Raw genomic sequence first — 16,504 nt, forward strand, 5'->3', positions numbered from 1 at the left:
GCCTTACAGGATCGCCCCCGCCTCCTTCAGCTCCGCGATCCGCTCCCAGTCGAACCCCAGCTCCAGCAGCACCTCCTCCGTGTGCTGCCCCAGCTCCGGCGCCCAGCCCCGCGGCTCCGCCGGGGTGCCGAAGAAGTCCGCCGGCGTGTTCACCTGCTCCACCGGCCCGTCCGGCGACTCCAGCTCCACGAACGCCCCCGCAGCCCGGACCACCGGGTCCTGCACCACCTCCGCCACGCTCAGGATCGGCGCCCACCAGACGTCGTTCGCGTCGAAAATCGGCCCCCACTCCGCCAGGGTCTTCGTCGCGAGGATGCGGTCCAGCACCTCGACCAGCGCGGGCGCGTTGTCCCGCCGTCCCGGGATGTCCGCGAACCGCGGGTCCTCCGCCAGCTCCGGCGGATTCCCGAGCGCCCGCAGCAGGTCCGGCCAGTGCCGGTCGCCCTGCAGCAGCAGCAGGTAGAACCACCGCCCCTCCGCATCCCGGTACGGGTTGATGAGCGGGTTCGGCGCGTGCCGCCGGTCGTGCGGCGGGGTCGGCGGCAGCTTCGCCCGCAGCTGCGTGTTCGTGTCCCATCCCATCATGTAGACCCCGATGCGCGTCAGCGAGACGCTCACCCGCTGCCCCTTCCCTGTCCGCGTCCGCGCGAACAGCGCCGCCGCCACCGCGCCCGCCGCGTTCGCCCCCGTCATGTGGTCGCCCATCCCGCCCCGCTGCAGCGGCGGCTCTGCCCCCGCCGGCGTCAGCCCTGCCACCACGCCTGCCCGCGACCAGAACGCGCCCACGTCGTACGCCGCCCGGTTCGCCTCCGGCGAATCCGGCCCGTACCCCGTCACCTGGCAGTAGATGAGGCCCGGGTTCCGCGCCGCCAGCCGCTCGTAGTCCATCCCCAGCCGCGCCAGCGCCCGGGGCCGCATGTTCGTCACGAACACGTCCGCCCGGTCGATGAGCGCCTCCGCGATGGCGCGCCCCTCCGCCGTTTCGAGATTCACCGCCACGCTCCGCTTGCCCCGGTTGTCCAGCTCGAACGGCGGGTTCATCACCGCGCCGAACGCCGCCCCCAGCCCCCGGAAGGGGTCGCCCTCCGGCGGCTCCAGCTTCACGACATCAGCCCCCCAGTCCGCGAGAATCGCCGCGCACGAGGGCCCTGCCACCCACACCCCCATCTCCACCACCCGGATGCCTTCCAGCGGACCTGCCATCGCGCGCTCCCTCCCTGCGCAGTTTCGCGGCGCGCATCATACCAGCCGCCGCACTTCGCGCCCCGGCTGCCGCCGGCGCCAGCCGCCGTTCCGTTCGCCCCTGCGCTACAGCAGGGCGTTCGCCAGCGCCGAACAGGCGCTCGCCAGCAGAATCGCGAACACCAGCAGCCGGAACCGCCGCTCATCGAACCGCCGGAACAGCCGGTTGCCGGCCAGCCGGCCCGCCTGGCTCGCCGGGAACGCCGCCGCCGCCAGCGCCGCCGCCCGGCCCGTCAGCGCCCCCGAGGCGAGCAGCATCGCCGCCGCTCCGCCCGAGGTCGCGAGGAAGTACACCGTCGTCGTCCCGCGGAACGCCAGCGGCGCCAGCCGCCGCCCCTGCAGGTAGAGCACCACCGGCGGCCCCGACATGCTCGTCGACGTATTCAAAATCCCGCTCGCGAACCCCGTCCCGACATCCCACGCCGGCCCCCGGCCCCGCAGCTGCCACCCCCGCGCCAGCACCCCCGTGAACGCCAGCACACACACCGCGATCCCCGCCTGCAGCGCCCGCGGCTCCGCCGCCAGCAGCACCGCCAGCCCGAGCGGCATCCCCGCGTAGCAGCCCGCGATCATCCGCGCCGTCATCCCCCGCTCCGCCGCCCGTCCCACCGACCGCAGCTGCGTGAGGTTCACCGCCGTCCCGAGCAGGTTCGCCAGCGCCACCGTCTCCTTCGGCCCCACCACCATCGCCAGGAACGGCACGATGAAGAGCGAAAACCCGAACCCCGAAAGCGCCTGGATCATCGACGCGACCGCCGCCAGCGCCATCACGATGCCCACCGTCACCGGGTCCATCGCCCCCTTATCGCACGCGCCGCCCCTTCGGCCAACGCGCGCCGCGCCCCGCCGCGCTACCCTACGCGCATGGAAGTTGCCAACGAACTCATGGTCCGCGGCATCGTCGTCGGCGTGTTCCAGGAGAACTGCTGGGTCATCGGGAACCGCCGCACCGGCGAAGCCATCTGCATCGACCCCGGCGACGAGCCCGAGGAGATCCTCGCCCTCGCCCGCGACATGGGCGTCACCATCAAATACATCGCCAACTCCCACGCCCACGTCGACCACGTCATGGGCGTCGCCGGCGTCCACGCCGCCACCGGCGCAAAATTCCTCCTCCACGAGGCCGACCTCGACCTCCTCCGCCACGGCTGGAAGTCCATCGCCGCCCGCTTCGGCATCCCCATCGAAAAAGGCCCCCCGGACCCCGACGCCTTCGTCGCCCACGGCGACATCGTCGAAGTCGCCGGCCTCCGCCTCCGCACCATCGCCACCCCCGGCCACACCCCCGGCTCCGTCTCCTACTACGCCGAAGAAGGCCTCCTCTTCAGCGGCGATACCCTGTTCCGCGGCTCCATCGGCCGGACCGACCTCCCCGGCGGCAACTTCGACCAGGAGATGCGCTCCATCTGCGAACGCCTCCTCGTCCTGCCCGAAGAGACCATCGTCCTCCCCGGCCACATGCAGGAGACCACCATCGGCTTCGAAAAGCAGCACAACCCCTTCGTCCTCGAATGGCTCCGCCGCGGCCAGGACCCGGCCGCCAGCTGGCTCCGGCAGTAAGCCCGTGCCCGCTGCCTCCATCGCCTTCCACGGCGGCGCCGGCACCGTCACCGGCTCCCGCTTCCTCGTCACCGCCGGACGGGATGCCGTCCTCGTCGATTGCGGCCTCTTCCAGGGCCTGAAAGAGCTCCGGCTCCAGAACTGGCAGCGCCCCGGCTTCGACCCCCAGGCGCCCCGCGCCATCGTCCTCACCCACGCCCACATCGACCACACCGGCTACCTCCCCCGCCTCGTCCGCCTCGGCTACCGCGGCCCCGTCTACGCCACCCCGGCCACCGCCGAGATGACCCGCATCCTCCTCATCGACGCCGCCGAAATCCAGGAAGAAGACGCCGCCTTCGCCAACCGGAAGGGCTTCAGCAAGCACCACCCCGCCCTGCCCCTCTACACCGTCAAAGATGCCCTCCGCGCCCTCGAATACCTCCGTACCCGGCCCTACGGCGAACGCTTCGAAGCCGGCACCTTCCGCGTCACCTTCCGCAACGCCGGCCACATCCTCGGCTCCTCCTTCGTCCAGCTCGAAGTCCCCCTCGCCGACGACCGCGCCCACCGCATCGTCTTCAGCGGCGACCTCGGCCGCTACCGCCAGCCCCTCCACACCGACCCCGTCCCCCTCCCCGCCTGCGACACCCTCGTGCTCGAATCCACCTACGGCGACCGCGCCCACAGCCACGAGCCCATCGTCAGCCAGCTCCGCGACGAGCTCCTCCCCACCCTCGAACGCGGCGGCACCGTCCTCATCCCGGCCTTCGCCGTCGCCCGCGCCCAGCTCGTCACCCACCACCTCCGCGTCGCCATCGAAACCGGCCGCTTCCCCGACGTCCCCATCCACATCGACTCCCCGATGGCGAACGACGTCACCGGCCTCTACTCCCGCTACCTCGAAAGCGAATACCTCGACCGCGATATCCCCCACACGGCGCCCGGCGCCCTCTTCCCGCGCAACGTCCGCTTCCACCGGACCATCGAGGACTCCAAAAGGCTCAACAACCTCCCCGGGCCGCGCATCATCATCGCCGCCAGTGGCATGCTCACCGGCGGCCGGGTCCTCCACCACCTCCAGCGTCTCGCCCCCGACCCGCGCAACCTCATCTGCCTCGTCGGCTACCAGGCCGCCGGCACCCGCGGCCGCGCCCTCCTCGAAGGCGCGCCCGCGGTGCGCGTCTTCGGCATCGACGTCGACGTCCGCGCCCGCGTCACCTGCCTCCACGGCCTCTCCGCCCATGCCGACCGCGACGAACTCCTGCGCTGGGTCGAATCCGCGCCCGAACCGCCGAAGCGCATCTTCCTCGTCCACGGCGAGCCGCCCGCCGCCGAGGCCCTTGCCGGCGCCCTCCGCGGCCGCGTCCCCTCCGACATCCGCATCCCCGCCCTGGGCGAGGCGTTCCCTCTCGAGTGACGGCCTACCGGTCGCGGAAATTCAGGTAGTACTTGCTCGGCGTCGGCCCCTCCTGCCCCTGGTACTTGCTCCCCGCCTCTTTCGACCCGTACGGGTGCTCCGCCGGCTCCGTCAGCCGGAGGAACGAAATCTGCGACACCTTCATCCCCGGGTAGAGCGCAATCGGCAGGTTCGCCACGTTCGAAAGCTCCAGCGTCAGCGCCCCGTTCCAGCCCGGGTCCACGTACCCCGCGGTCGAATGCACCAGCAGCCCCAGCCGCCCCAGCGACGACTTCCCCTCCAGCCGCCCCACGATGAAGTCCGGCAGCCGCACCCGCTCCAGCGTCACGGCCAGCGCGAACTCCCCCGGGTGGAGGATGAACGGCTGCTCTGCCGTCGCTTCCACCAGCTCCGTCAGGTCCGGGTACTCCTGCTTCACATCGATGAACGGCACCCGCGAATTCCGGAACACCCGGAACAGGTGCCCCAGCCGCAGGTCCACGCTCGCCGGCTGAATCGCATCCGGCCCCAGCGGGTCGATTTCGATGTTCCCCGCCTCCAGTTCGCGCCGAATCGTTCGATCGCTCAGGACCATCGCCCTGCACCCCGGCTGGATTTCGCCCCAGTCTAGGCCCCTCCCGCCTTCCGTTCCTCCTCGCCGCCGCCCCGGCCCTCCGCGGCCCGGTCCTGCCACCACGTCTCGCCCTCCAGCGCGCTCGCCAGCAGCATCCCTTCCCGCACCCCTTCCGGCAGCACCGTGCACCGCTCCAGCCCGTAGCGCCGCAGCACTGCCGCCACGATGAGCACCCCGGGCGCGAGCAGCGCCACCCGCCGCGGGTCCTGCTTCCGCTGCCGCCCCAGCTTCTCCGCCGGCTTCCGCAGCAGCTCCCCGCTCAAGCGCTCCATCTCCGCCAGCGTCAGCCCTGCCGGCTTCCGGTTCCGCGTCTTCCGCTCGAGGCGCACCAGGTGGTGCGCCGTCCCGCCCGTCGCCCACGCTTTCGCCGGCCGGCCCGGCGGCGCCCCTGCCAGCGCCGCCCCCACCGCCGTCGCCGCGAGCGCCCACGTCAGCGGCCCTGGCGGGTCGCCCGGCATCGCTCCCCGCAGCGCGGCCGCCCCGGCCCCCAGCGACGCCGCGGCCCGTACCTCCCGTCCCGACGTCAGCGAGAGCTCGGTCGAGGCTCCCCCCGAGTCGACCACCAGCTGCTCCCCCCGTTCGTCCAGGCGCATGCTCACCCCGAGCACGCCGAGCTGCGCCTCGCGCACGCCGGAGAGCAGCCGGATCGGTTCCCCCACCCGCCGCGCCAGCTCCGCCAGCACCTCCCCGCCGTTCTCCGCCCGCCGGCTCGCCTCCGTCGCCCCGATGACGAGGTGGCCCGCCTCCCGCCGCGCCTTCGCCGCGAAACGCGTGACCACCGCCTCCAGGTCGCGCAGGTCGCGCGGGTCGATCCGCCCGTACCGCGCCACCTCCAGCCCCAGCTCCAGCAGCTCCGAATGCGACTCCAGCGTCTCCACCGTCGGCTCGCCGCCCGGCCCCGGCACCAGCCGCCCGATGATCAGGTGGACCGTGTCCGAGCCGATATCGATGACCGCCCGCCGCTCCCGCCGTCCCCTGCCGGGCATCGCTACCGCGCCCCGCCCCGGGGCGGCGGCGGGTCATCCGGCGCATCCGGGATGCGGTACGTCACCGGGCCCGGGTGCCACAGCCATCCCAGCCCGCCCTGCGCCGCCTTCCGGCCGTAGAATCCGCCGCCCGGCCCGCGCAGCGCCCACGCCGCCCCGACCGCCAGCAGGGCCCCGGCCAGCGGCCCCGCAAGGTACACCCACCAGTCCTTCCACTCCCACAGCACCAGCGCCGGCCCCAGCGACCGGAACGGGTTCATCGACGCCCCGCTCATCGGCCACCCGATGAGGCCCGCCAGCGCGATGTAGCCGCCCACCCCGCCCGCTCCCAGCGGCCCCACGTTCTGCGCTCCCGAGGCCGTCCCCAGGATCACCGTCACCAGCCCGAACGTCAGCACCACCTCCCACCACATCGCCCGCAGCGCGCTCACCCCCTCGCCCGGCAGCGTCAGCCCGGCCGTCCCCTGCTCCCCGACGAGCGCCGCGAGCGCCCCCGCCGCTGCCGTCGCACCCACCGCCTGCGCCACGAGGTACAGCGGCACCCGCCGCCACGGGAAATCCGACCGCAGCGCAAATGCCAGCGTCACTACGGGATTCAGATGCGCGCCGGAGACCGAACCCATCGACAGGATGATCGCCGCCACCATCAGCCCCGGCACCGTCACCTGCGTTGCCGGGCTCACCACGTTGCCGCCGAACCGCGCGTCCACCATCGTCGCGCCCGCCGCCACGAACACGAGGAAGAACGTCCCCAGCACCTCCGCGAACAGCCGCCGCCACTCGTGCGCGTCGTCCATGAACGCGAACCGCTCCGCGAGGAACCCCGTCGGGTATCCCAGCGCCCGCGCCACCGCGTCGCCCGCATTCGCCACCCGCTCGGCCCGCTGCCGGACTTCGCTCGCCCGCGCCTCGTCTGTGGTCGTCATCGCTCCAGGCACCTCACGCGTTGGATGGCCCCGCAACCTAGCACCGCTGCCCACCCCGATCAACGTCTCGCCCCCGGGCGGCTCCCCTGCCCGCCTCCCGCGCCCCGCGGTAAGCTGCCGCCATCACCCCGCCGGAGCCCGCGATGGACCCCTTCGCCCACCAGCTCCCCCGCCTCGAATCCCGCATCGACCCCGCCTCTGAGGCCTTCCGCGCGAACGCCGCCCACAACCGCGCGCTCATCGCCGACCTCCGCGCCCGCCTCGACCGCGTCGCATCCGCCGCCGAACCCGCCGCCATCGAACGCCACCGCGCCCGCGGCAAGCTCCTCGCCCGCGAGCGCATCCAGCTCCTCATCGACCCCGCGACGGCCTTCCTCGAGTTCAGCCCCCTGGCCGCCGACGGTGTCTACGACGACGATGTCCCCTCTGCCGGCATCGTCACCGGCATCGGCGTCGTCGCCGGCCGCCCCTGTGTCGTCATCGCCAACGACGCCACCGTCAAAGGCGGAACCTATTACCCTCTCACCGTCAAAAAGCACCTCCGCGCCCAGGAAATCGCCGAAGAGAACCGCCTCCCCTGCATCTACCTCGTCGATTCCGGCGGCGCCTTCCTCCCGCTCCAGCACGACGTCTTCCCCGATAAGCACCACTTCGGCCGCATCTTCTACAACCAGGCCCGCATGAGCGCCCTCGGCATCGCCCAGGTCGCCGCCGTCATGGGCTCCTGCACCGCCGGCGGCGCCTACGTCCCCGCCATGAGTGACGAAACCGTCATCGTCCGCGGCACCGGCACCATCTTCCTCGGCGGCCCGCCCCTCGTCCGCGCGGCCACCGGCGAAATCACCACCCCCGAAGAGCTCGGCGGCGCCGATGTCCACACCCGCATCTCCGGCGTCGCCGACCACCTCGCCGAGGACGACCACCACGCCCTCCGCATCATCCGGGAGATCGTCGCCACCCTCCCGCCGCCTCCGCCGCCGCCCTGGCCCGTCGCCGAGCCGGAACCCCCGGCCTATCCCGCCGACGACCTCCTCGGCATCGTGCCCGCCGACCTCCGCCACGCCTTCGACGTCCGCGAAGTCATCGCCCGGGTCGTCGACGGCTCCCGCTTCCACGAATTCAAGGCCCGCTACGGCACCACCCTCGTCTGCGGCTTCGCCCGCATCGAAGGCCACCCCGTCGGCATCGTCGCCAACAACGGCATCCTCTTCTCCGAGTCCGCGCTCAAAGGTGCCCACTTCATCGAACTTTGCGCCGCCCGCGGCATCCCGCTCGTCTTCCTCCAGAACATCACCGGCTTCATGGTCGGCCGCCAGTACGAAAACGCCGGCATCGCAAAGGACGGCGCCAAGATGGTCACCGCCGTCGCCTGCGCCGAGGTCCCGAAGTTCACCGTCATCATCGGCGGCAGCTTCGGCGCCGGGAACTACGCCATGTGCGGCCGCGCCTACGGCCCCCGCCAGCTCTGGATGTGGCCCTCCGCCCGCATCTCCGTCATGGGCGGCGAACAGGCCGCCTCCGTTCTCCTCCAGGTCCGCCTCGACCGCGGCGAAACCCTCACCCCGGAGGAGCAGGAAGCCTTCAAAGCCCCCACCATCGCCCGCTACGAAGCCGAAGGCTCCCCCTACTTCTCCACCGCACGCCTCTGGGACGACGGCGTCATCGACCCCCGCGACACCCGCCGCGTCCTCGCCATCGGCCTCCAGGCCGCCGCCTGCGCGCCGCTCCAGCCGACCAGGTTCGGCACTTTCCGCATGTAGGCGCCCCCGCCAGCCGAATCATTCAGTAAGACACGCGCGAACCGGCGGGAACATTTCGTCCGCCGCCGTCGTTCCCTGCATCGAAGGGGAACACCCCCGCAGGAGGAACCATGCCTTCGAACCCGCCCATCCGGCTCTCCGGCCCGCTCGGCTGGGCTATCGCCGGCGTCGCGGCCGCGGCCGTCTTCGCCGCCGGCGCCCTCACCGCCCGCGCCTTCTTCGATGGCGGCGGCGATGCCCCGCCCGCTGCCGGCGGCGCCTCGCCCGGCATCTCCGCCCCGTTCCCGGCCCGCACGCCGTTCGGCCGCCCGGCCATCCCCGCCGCCGCGGGCTCCCCCGGCATCGGCGGCGCCGGCGGCGAGGACGCCGCCTCCTCCAAGCTCGGCTATGGCATGCCGTACCAGTGCCAGGCGCCGCTCCCGGCCTCGGCCCTCGGCATCTCCGCCGTCGACCTCGAGGCCGCCGGCATCCAGCCCCGCGTCCCCCGCGACGGCTTCGAACTCATCGCCGTCAGCCTCGCTGCTGTTGCTGACTGCGACGACCAGGGCCAGCCGACCGGCACCCCCCGGCCGATGCTCTCTACGTCCTGGCGCCACACCGCGACCGGCCTCGAGGCCTACCTCTCCCAGGTAGCCTCGTCCGAGCCCCTCGCCCCCGTCCTTCGCTCCGACGGGGCTGTCTTCGCCGCCCTCGGCTACCACTTCTCCATCTACGTCAACAGCTACCCCGTCCGCCCCTACGACACCGCGAAGCCCTACCCCTCCGGCCCCGACCCGCGCGCGCCGGAAGTCCTGCGCGAACTCATCAGCAAGGTCGCGCCCGGCTTCGACCAGCAGTGCTTCTGGACCGTTACCGATGCCGACTGGTCGGCCCTCGCCGCCTTCAGCGTCGGCGACCCCCGCCCGGCCATCCCCTCCGGCCTCGCCCTCTCCGAAGTCCACATCACCGCCTTCCGCGAGCCCGCGGCCGGCTGCGATACCTCCGTCAAGCCGACCGAAGGCTTCGGCCTCTACGCCTACTGGAACTCCGACCAGGGCGACATCTTCGGCGTCTCCGTGACCGGCCTGCCCGCCGGCGCCGATGCCTCCTTCCCCGGCTACATCGACCAGTACAGCGCCAGCTGGGCCTCCCGCGGTCTCCAGTTCTCCGTCTGGTACGGCGGGAAGGACGGCAGCGGCAGCGCCGACGTCATCCGGGCCGTCGCGAAAGCCCTCGACCCCTCGTTCAGTGACGCCTGCTTCGTCCGCCAGCGCACCCTCACCGAGGCCGACATCCAGCGGCTCGGCTTCCGCGCGCCCGTCCCGCCCGCCGGCTACACCGTGACCCGGTCGGCCAGCTTCGCCATGGACATCGACCCCGGCTGCCAGCGGCCGCAAGGGTTCGCCGCCAGCTACAGCCTCTCGTGGACGCTCGAAAAAGGCGCCGACGTCATCGACGTCGCCATCTACGCCAGCCCCGGTGCCTCCGCCTCCGGCGAATTCTTCGGCTGGATCAGCGACTACGGCATCGGCTGGGTCACCGCCGACGGCACCAGCTACAACGTCAACGCCTACTCGAAGGGCATCAATCCCGCCGTCTCCCGCGACGACCTGATCGCCGTCGCGAAGAGCCTCGACCCCGCCCTCGACATCGAGAAGCTCGAGAAGCAGCCCGGCGGCGGCGCGGTCCCGCCCCGCCCCGCGCCCGACGCCCCCGATAAGGGGAACTGACGCCAGCTTCCCGGTTCCGCGCGCGAACGGGGGAGCCGCATCTGCCGGCTCCCCCGTTTCCAGTTTGCCCTGCTCCATCCACCGCCGCGGCGGTTGTCCTGCCGCTCCCGGCGTCAGCCGGCCCGCGGTTCGAGGCGCACCAGCACCTCCCCCGCCGCCACCGCCGCGCCCGGTGCGACGCAAACCTCCGTGACGACGCCCGCAGCGTCCGCCCGCACCGGGTGCTCCATCTTCATCGCGTGCACCACGCACAGCACGTCCCCCGGCTGAACCGTTTGCCCTGCCGAGACCGGCACCGCTGCGACCGTCCCCGCCAGCGGCGCCAGCGCCGCCGCACCTCCGCCGCCCTCGTCGGCCGCAGCCCGGCGTCGCGGCGCCGGTGGCAGCGCTGTGCGGAATGTCCAGCAGCGCCCGGAGCCATCCTCCACCACGAGCCGCCCCGCCTCCGCCCGCGCCCGAAGCCCGGGCGCCGGCTCGCCGAACGCCAGCGCATCCGCCGTGCGCCGCCCATCGTCCAGCCAGAGCGCCGGCGTGCCCGCGCCGATCCACGCAGGCCCGGCGAACGCCCCCGCCCCTGCAGCAAGCTGCGCCGCCGCCGCTGCGGCCGCAGCCCACGCGCCGGCCGGCGCGCCCGACCGCTCCAGCAGCGCCGGCAGCCGCTCCTCCAGCCACCCCGTGTGCACCTCGCCGCGGATGAACTCGGGGTCATCGGCGAGCGCCTGCGCCAGCGGCGCCGTCGTCCGCGGCGTCTCGACGAGCCCCGGCGGAATCCCCCGCAGCAGCGACACCGCCTCCTCCCGCGTCCGCCCGCGCACCACCACCTTCGCCAGCAGCGAGTCGTAGAACCCGGGCACCCGGTCGCCGTCGCCGTATCCCGCGTCCACCCGCCAGCCCGCAGCCCCCGCACCCGGCCACCACCGCACCTCGCCGCCGGTCGGCTGGAAGTCGGCCGCCGGGTCCTCGGCATTCACCCGGAACTCGATGGCGTGCCCCGCGAACCGCACTTCGTCCTGCCCGAACGGCAGCCGCTCGGCGGCCGCAATCCGCACCTGCAGCTCGACGAGGTCGAGCCCCGTCACTACCTCCGTCACCGGGTGCTCCACCTGCAGCCGCGGGTTCACCTCCAGGAAGTACCACGGCCGCCGCCCGCTCGCGCCTGGCTCCCCCACGAGGAACTCGACCGTCCCGGCGTTCACGTACCCCGCCGCCTGCGCCAGCCGCACCGCCGCCGCCGTCAGCTCCGCCCGCAGCGCCGCGTCCACCGCCGGGCTCGGTGCCTCCTCCACCAGCTTCTGCCGGCGGCGCTGCAGCGAGCACTCCCGCTCGCCGAGGTGGACCGCCGCGCCGTGCCCGTCCGCCAGCACCTGCACCTCGATGTGGCGCGGCCGCTCCACCAGCCGCTCGAGCAGCAGGCTGCCGTCGCCGAACGCCGCCTCCGCCTCGCGCCGCGCCCCGGGGATGAGCGCGCGCAGCTCCGCGAGCGACGCCGCCGCCCGCATGCCCCGGCCGCCGCCCCCGGCCCGCGCCTTCACCAGCAGCGGGAACCCGACTTCCGGCGCCGCCCCGAGCAGCTGCTCGTCATCGTCCGGCCCGTCATACCCCGGCACAACCGGGATGCCCAGCCCCTGCGCGAACTGCCGCGCCCGCGCCTTGTCCCCCAGCAGCTCCATCGCGCCCGGCGGCGGCCCGATGAACACCAGCCCCGCCGCCGCGCACGCCCGCGCGAACGCCGCCGACTCCGCAAGGAACCCGTAGCCCGGGTGCACCGCCTCGCAGCCGTGCGCCCGCGCCGCCGCGATGAGCTGCTCCCCGTCGAGGTAGCTCTCCGCCGCGCTCGAACCCCGCAGCAGCGCCACCGCATCCGCCTCCCGCGCCGCCAGCGAGAGCCGGTCCGCCGGCGACGCCGCGAGCACGGCCCGCACCCCCAGCCGCCGCAGCGTGCGGATGATGCGGACCGCGATCTCGCCCCGGTTCGCCACGAGCACCGCTGCGAACATCGCCGCGCATTCAACCACAGCCCGGCCGGGCTACGCGAGCCGCCCGTCCACCAGCCGCACCACCTCGCCCCGGCGCGCCCCGCACCACCGGCACGAGCCGTCCATCTCCGGGTCGGGATGCCGCACCGCCACCTCCACGACCCCGCTGAGGTCGCCGAGCTCCTCCGCGGCCCACGCCGCCAGCTCCCACGCCACGAACTCCCGCGGCGGCCGGCACACGAACACCAGCCGCCGCGGCGCCGCGCCGCTCACGGCCGGAGCGCGATCTTCAGGACGCCGCCTTCCCGCTTCCGGAAGAGGTCGTACCCCGCCGGCGTCTCGCTCAGCTTCAGCGAGTGCGTCAGCAGCGGCCGGAGGTCCACCTTCCCGCCCTTCACCAGCGCCATCAGCCGCTCCATCCGCGCCGTCCCCACCGGGCAGAGCGTCGTCACCACCTTCCGGTGCATGAACGACCCGCCCGTCGGCAGCCGCAGCTCGCTGTACCCGCCGTACACGCCCACCGAGCTGACCGTCCCGCCGTTCCGCACCACCGCGCACGCGTTCTGGAACGTCACCTCATGCCCCAGCGCCTCCACCGCCACGTCCACCCCGCGGTTCCCCGTCAGCCGCATGATCTCCGCCACCGCATTCGCCGGGTCCACCACCACGTCGGCGCCGAACCGCTTCGCCATCGCCGCCCGCTCCGGGATGCCCTCGACCGCGATGATGAGGCCCGCGCCGTACGTCCGCGCCCCGGCCGTCGCGCACAGGCCCACCGGCCCCTGCGCGAAAATCGCCACCGTGTCCCCCGGCTTCAGCTCCGCCCGCTCGATCGCCGCGAACCCCGTCGACATGATGTCCGTCACGAACAGCACCTGCTCGTCCTCGAGGCTGTCCGGCACCCTCGCCATCGAGGTCTGCGCCCCGTTCACGAGGAAGAACTCGCCCTGCGCCCCGAAGAGCAGGTTCGCCGGCGCGCCGAACGTCTCGCACACTTGGTGCTCGCCTTCCATGCACCGCCGGCAGGTGCCGCAGCAGAGCAGGCAGCTCACCACCACCCGGTCGCCCGGCCGGAACGCCGTCACCCCTGCGCCGACGGCCTCCACCGTCCCCACCGCCTCGTGCCCCATCGGCACGCCCGCCGGCACCGGCAGGTGGTCCACCACGTGGATGTCGCTCCCGCAAATCGTCGAAAGCCGCGTGCGGATGAGCGCCTGTCCCGGCCCCGGCGTATCCGGGTACGGGATCTGCGCCATCGCCACCTGCCCCTCGCCCGTCTTCACGCACGTGTTCGAAACCGGCATCGTCAGCTCCTCCTTCTCCGCGGGCCGCTCCCGGCCCGGCTCCTGAATCCTACCGGGTCATCGAGAACTGCTGGCCGGGAGCGCTGCTACACCCGCTCGGCGACCGCGCTCCCCATCGTCCGCGTATCCACCACCTTCGCCCCCGGCCCGGCGATGTCCGGCGTCCGCAGCCCCTCCCGGATGACCGCATCCACCGCCTCTTCCACCGCCCGCGCCTCCGCCTCCAGCCCGAGCGAGAGCCGCAGCATCATCGCCGCGCTCAGGATCATCGCCAGCGGGTTCGCCTTCCCCTGCCCCGCGATGTCCGGCGCACTCCCGTGAATCGGCTCGTACAGCCCGACGCCCGTCCCGTCCTTCCGCCGCCGCCCGAGGCTCGCCGAGGGCATCATCCCCATCGAACCCGCCAGCATCGCCGCCTCGTCCGTCAGGATGTCGCCGAACATGTTCTCCGTCACGATGACGTCGAAGCTCGCCGGCCGCCGCACGAGGTACATCGCGCACGCATCCACGAGGATGTGCTCCAGCTCCACGTCCGGGTACTGCTTCCCCACCTCCGTCGCCACCTCCCGCCACAGCTGACCCGTCCGCAGCACGTTCGCCTTGTCCACGCTCGTGACCTTCTTCCGCCGCTGCCGCGCGAGCTGGAACGCGACGTGGCACACGCGCGCCACCTCCCGCTCGCTGTACCGCAGCGTATCCACCGCCTGCCGGCCCTCCGCGCTCTCCCACCGCCGCTTCGGCCTGCCGAAGTACAGCCCGCCGGTCAGCTCCCGGATCACGACCATGTCGACGCCCTCGAGCACCTCCGGCTTGAGCGTGCTCTCCCCGACCATCTCCGGCGCGATCTTCACCGGCCGCAGGTTCGCGAACAGCCCCAGCTGCTTCCGCATCCCGAGGATCGCATCCTCGGGCCGCACCGCCGCCCGCGGGTCATCCCACTTCGGCCCGCCGACGGCCCCGAACAGCACCGCGTGCGAGGCTTTCGCCTTCGCCACCGTCTCCGGCCGCAGCGCGACGCCGTACCGGTCGATCGCAGCGCCCCCGATCGTCTCCTCCTCGTAGACGAACTCGTGCCCGAAGCGCCGCTCGACGCGGCCCAGCACCTTCAGCGCCTCTTCCATCACCTCCGGGCCGATCCCGTCGCCCGGCGTCACCAGGATGCGAAACGTAGCCATGGCCCCGTATTCTCCCGGCCCGGGGCCTCACCGTCGATCAGGTCCGCCGGCCCTCAGTCCTCCATGTCGGCGTCTGCCCCGCGCGGCAGGCGCAGGTCCGCCGGCTCCGCCGCACCCGTCACCGGCACCTGGTCGTCGGCGCCGAGCGGCGGAATCGAAATGTTCGCCACCACGGCCTCCCCGTCGAGAGGGCTCGCCCGGTGCACGCTCCCCGGCCACACCGCCAGCACCTCGTACGGCTTCAGCACCGTCTCAACCCCGTCGACCTCCACCACGACGCTGCCCTCCAGCGCGACGTACATCTGCATCGACCGCCGGTGCACGTGCGAGCCGACGGCGTCGCCCTCGCCGCTCATCCGGATCACCCGGACGCTCGCCGCCGGGCATTCGTAGTCGGTCAGCAGGTGGTACAGTCCTACCGGGACGGGACGGGTCGCGGTCATCATCCGCCTCCTTGTCGGTCTTCTCCTCCAGTGTGCGCCGATTCCTGCCCCGCGTCGCGGGTCAACCGTGTCCCTGCGCCGCGTCCGGAAGGCCCGCGCTTCCCCCTTTGAACCAGCGCACCTCCCGGTGCAGCGCCCGCTCCAGCCGCGCCAGGTACTCCCGCCGCGGCACCTCGACCCCGCCGATCCGCGCCGTGTGCGGGTTCAGCACCTGGATGTCGATCAGCTCCACCCCGAGCGCCCGGCAGTGCTGCACCATCGCCGCCACCGCAACCTTCGAAGCATCCGTGTACAGCGTGAACATCGATTCCGCCCCGAACATCGCGCCCACCGCCAGCCCGTACAGCCCGCCCGCCAGCGTCTCACCCAGCCACACCTCGAAGCTGTGCGCCCACCCGAGCCGATGCAGCTCCCGGTACGCCGCCATCAAATTCGGCGTCAGCCACGTCCCCTCCCGCCGCTCGCTGCAGCAGACGATGACCTCGTGGAACGCTGCGTCCACCGTCACCCGGAACCGCCCGGACCGGATCGTTCGCCCCAGCCGCCGCGGCACGGTGAACGTCTCCACCGGCAGGATCGCCCGCGGGTTCGGCGAGCACCACCAGAGCTCGTCCTCCTCACCCCGCGGCCACGGGAAGTACCCCAGCCGGTAGCCCGCCACGATCATCTCCGGCGTGAATTCGCCGCCCTGCACGTAGACCGTCTCATCCCCCCGGGCCAGCGCCTCCGGCCCGGGGACCGAATACCGCGCACGGGGCAGCGGCAGCGCCGGCCCCCGCGTGCGCAGCTCGAGCGGGATGGGGCACGGCCGCCCCGCGCTGTCCCGCACCGCGACCGCGGCGAGGTCCGAACCACGCTCACCGCTCACCCCGCCGGCTCCCGCCGCCCCCCGATGACGAACGTCACCAGCCCGAGGGCCACGACCCGGCCCGCATCGTCCCGCACCTCTACCTGCGTGAACGCCGCCGTCCGACCCATCTTCACCACCCGCGCCTCGGCCACCAGCTCCGTGCCCCGCGCCGGCGCGAGGTACGAAACGTGCAGGTCGCTCGTCGCGTGCGGCCGCGCCCGGATCTCCGCCTCCTGCCGCAGCGTCCGCACGGCGCCGCCCGCGCACGAATCGATCAGGCTCGAGATCACGCCCCCGTGCACCACGTCGTTGTAATTCAGGTGCTCCTCGCGCAGCCGCACCCGGTTCACCACCCGGCCCGGGGCCGCCGAGACCGTCTCGATCCCCACCAGCTCCCAGTACCGCCCCCGGGCCCACGCCTGCAGCCGGGCCGTCAGGTCGCCGTCGTCCATGCGCGAAAGCCTACCCCGCGCCGCAGCCGCGCTCCACGGGCACCGTAGCGCGCGAGGCCCTGTCGCTCGCCCCGCCGCTTCCCGCTGCCGCCCGCGCCGCCGCTATCAT

16 protein-coding genes are annotated in these 16,504 nt (G+C 73.2%); 4 read left to right on the plus strand and 12 right to left on the minus strand.

Translation table 11 applies throughout. The features are described from left to right. Positions 1-3: 3 nt before the first annotated feature. Together O0235_RS10140 and O0235_RS10145 are read right to left on the minus strand one after the other, a co-directional pair. On the minus strand, positions 4-1,203 hold the full coding sequence (locus O0235_RS10140) for a CaiB/BaiF CoA transferase family protein (protein ID WP_270055675.1): 1,200 nt from the start codon (positions 1,201-1,203) through the stop codon (positions 4-6). Positions 1,204-1,308: 105 nt separating this feature from the next. Next, positions 1,309-2,037 carry a sulfite exporter TauE/SafE family protein gene (locus O0235_RS10145; RefSeq protein WP_270055676.1) on the minus strand — a complete coding sequence of 243 codons (729 nt, stop codon included), beginning with the start codon at positions 2,035-2,037 and terminating at the stop codon, positions 1,309-1,311. Positions 2,038-2,106: 69 nt separating this feature from the next. Here O0235_RS10145 and O0235_RS10150 point away from each other — a divergent pair, with 69 nt between their 5' ends. Both O0235_RS10150 and O0235_RS10155 read left to right on the plus strand, forming a co-directional pair. After that, positions 2,107-2,802: an MBL fold metallo-hydrolase gene (locus O0235_RS10150; protein WP_270055677.1), complete on the plus strand. Its 696-nt coding sequence runs from the start codon at positions 2,107-2,109 to the stop codon at positions 2,800-2,802. 4 nt (positions 2,803-2,806) lie between these two features. Continuing rightward, on the plus strand, positions 2,807-4,201 hold the full coding sequence (locus O0235_RS10155; protein WP_270055678.1) for an MBL fold metallo-hydrolase RNA specificity domain-containing protein: 1,395 nt from the start codon (positions 2,807-2,809) through the stop codon (positions 4,199-4,201). A 4-nt stretch (positions 4,202-4,205) separates the two neighbouring features. Here O0235_RS10155 and dcd read toward each other — a convergent pair whose 3' ends face one another. The 3 genes from dcd to O0235_RS10170 are packed head-to-tail and all read right to left on the minus strand — an operon-like array spanning position 4,206 to position 6,726. Then, entirely contained in the window at positions 4,206-4,775 is a 570-nt protein-coding gene (gene dcd, locus O0235_RS10160) for a dCTP deaminase (protein WP_270055679.1), read from the minus strand. A 32-nt stretch (positions 4,776-4,807) separates the two neighbouring features. Then, positions 4,808-5,800, minus strand: a complete 993-nt coding sequence (locus O0235_RS10165) for a Ppx/GppA phosphatase family protein (protein ID WP_270055680.1) — start codon at positions 5,798-5,800, stop codon at positions 4,808-4,810. A 2-nt stretch (positions 5,801-5,802) separates the two neighbouring features. Further along, positions 5,803-6,726 carry an MIP/aquaporin family protein gene (locus O0235_RS10170; protein WP_270055681.1) on the minus strand — a complete coding sequence of 308 codons (924 nt, stop codon included), beginning with the start codon at positions 6,724-6,726 and terminating at the stop codon, positions 5,803-5,805. 143 nt (positions 6,727-6,869) lie between these two features. Here O0235_RS10170 and O0235_RS10175 point away from each other — a divergent pair, with 143 nt between their 5' ends. Both O0235_RS10175 and O0235_RS10180 read left to right on the plus strand, forming a co-directional pair. Then, complete coding sequence (locus O0235_RS10175; RefSeq protein WP_270055682.1) at positions 6,870-8,486, plus strand: carboxyl transferase domain-containing protein; 1,617 nt, start codon at positions 6,870-6,872, stop codon at positions 8,484-8,486. A 110-nt stretch (positions 8,487-8,596) separates the two neighbouring features. Then, the gene (locus O0235_RS10180) at positions 8,597-10,195 is read left to right on the plus strand and encodes a hypothetical protein (protein ID WP_270055683.1); all 1,599 of its coding nucleotides are present in this window, start codon (positions 8,597-8,599) and stop codon (positions 10,193-10,195) included. A 113-nt stretch (positions 10,196-10,308) separates the two neighbouring features. On the opposite strand, the gene O0235_RS10185 is transcribed toward O0235_RS10180, so the two are convergent. The 7 genes from O0235_RS10185 to O0235_RS10215 form a co-directional block, all read right to left on the minus strand. After that, positions 10,309-12,192, minus strand: a complete 1,884-nt coding sequence (locus O0235_RS10185; RefSeq protein WP_270055684.1) for an acetyl/propionyl/methylcrotonyl-CoA carboxylase subunit alpha — start codon at positions 12,190-12,192, stop codon at positions 10,309-10,311. A gap of 30 nt (positions 12,193-12,222) precedes the next feature. Then, complete coding sequence (locus O0235_RS10190) at positions 12,223-12,444, minus strand: hypothetical protein (RefSeq protein ID WP_270055685.1); 222 nt, start codon at positions 12,442-12,444, stop codon at positions 12,223-12,225. Continuing rightward, a complete protein-coding gene (locus O0235_RS10195; RefSeq protein ID WP_270055686.1) occupies positions 12,441-13,475 on the minus strand; it encodes a zinc-binding dehydrogenase in 1,035 nt (344 codons plus the stop codon). Before O0235_RS10195 ends, O0235_RS10190 begins: the two co-directional genes overlap by 4 nt. A gap of 86 nt (positions 13,476-13,561) precedes the next feature. Next, positions 13,562-14,650: a 3-isopropylmalate dehydrogenase gene (gene leuB, locus O0235_RS10200; RefSeq protein WP_270055687.1), complete on the minus strand. Its 1,089-nt coding sequence runs from the start codon at positions 14,648-14,650 to the stop codon at positions 13,562-13,564. Positions 14,651-14,703: 53 nt separating this feature from the next. Beyond that, positions 14,704-15,096, minus strand: coding sequence for a cupin domain-containing protein (locus O0235_RS10205; protein WP_270055688.1), 393 nt, complete (start codon positions 15,094-15,096; stop codon positions 14,704-14,706). A gap of 58 nt (positions 15,097-15,154) precedes the next feature. Continuing rightward, on the minus strand, positions 15,155-15,961 hold the full coding sequence (gene aat, locus O0235_RS10210) for a leucyl/phenylalanyl-tRNA--protein transferase (protein WP_270055689.1): 807 nt from the start codon (positions 15,959-15,961) through the stop codon (positions 15,155-15,157). Further along, on the minus strand, positions 15,958-16,395 hold the full coding sequence (locus O0235_RS10215) for a PaaI family thioesterase (protein ID WP_270055690.1): 438 nt from the start codon (positions 16,393-16,395) through the stop codon (positions 15,958-15,960). Before O0235_RS10215 ends, aat begins: the two co-directional genes overlap by 4 nt. Positions 16,396-16,504: the final 109 nt, after the last annotated feature.

Origin of the sequence: Tepidiforma flava (genome assembly GCF_027594505.1) — a bacterium.
Classification (GTDB): Bacteria; Chloroflexota; Dehalococcoidia; order Tepidiformales; family Tepidiformaceae; genus Tepidiforma; species Tepidiforma flava.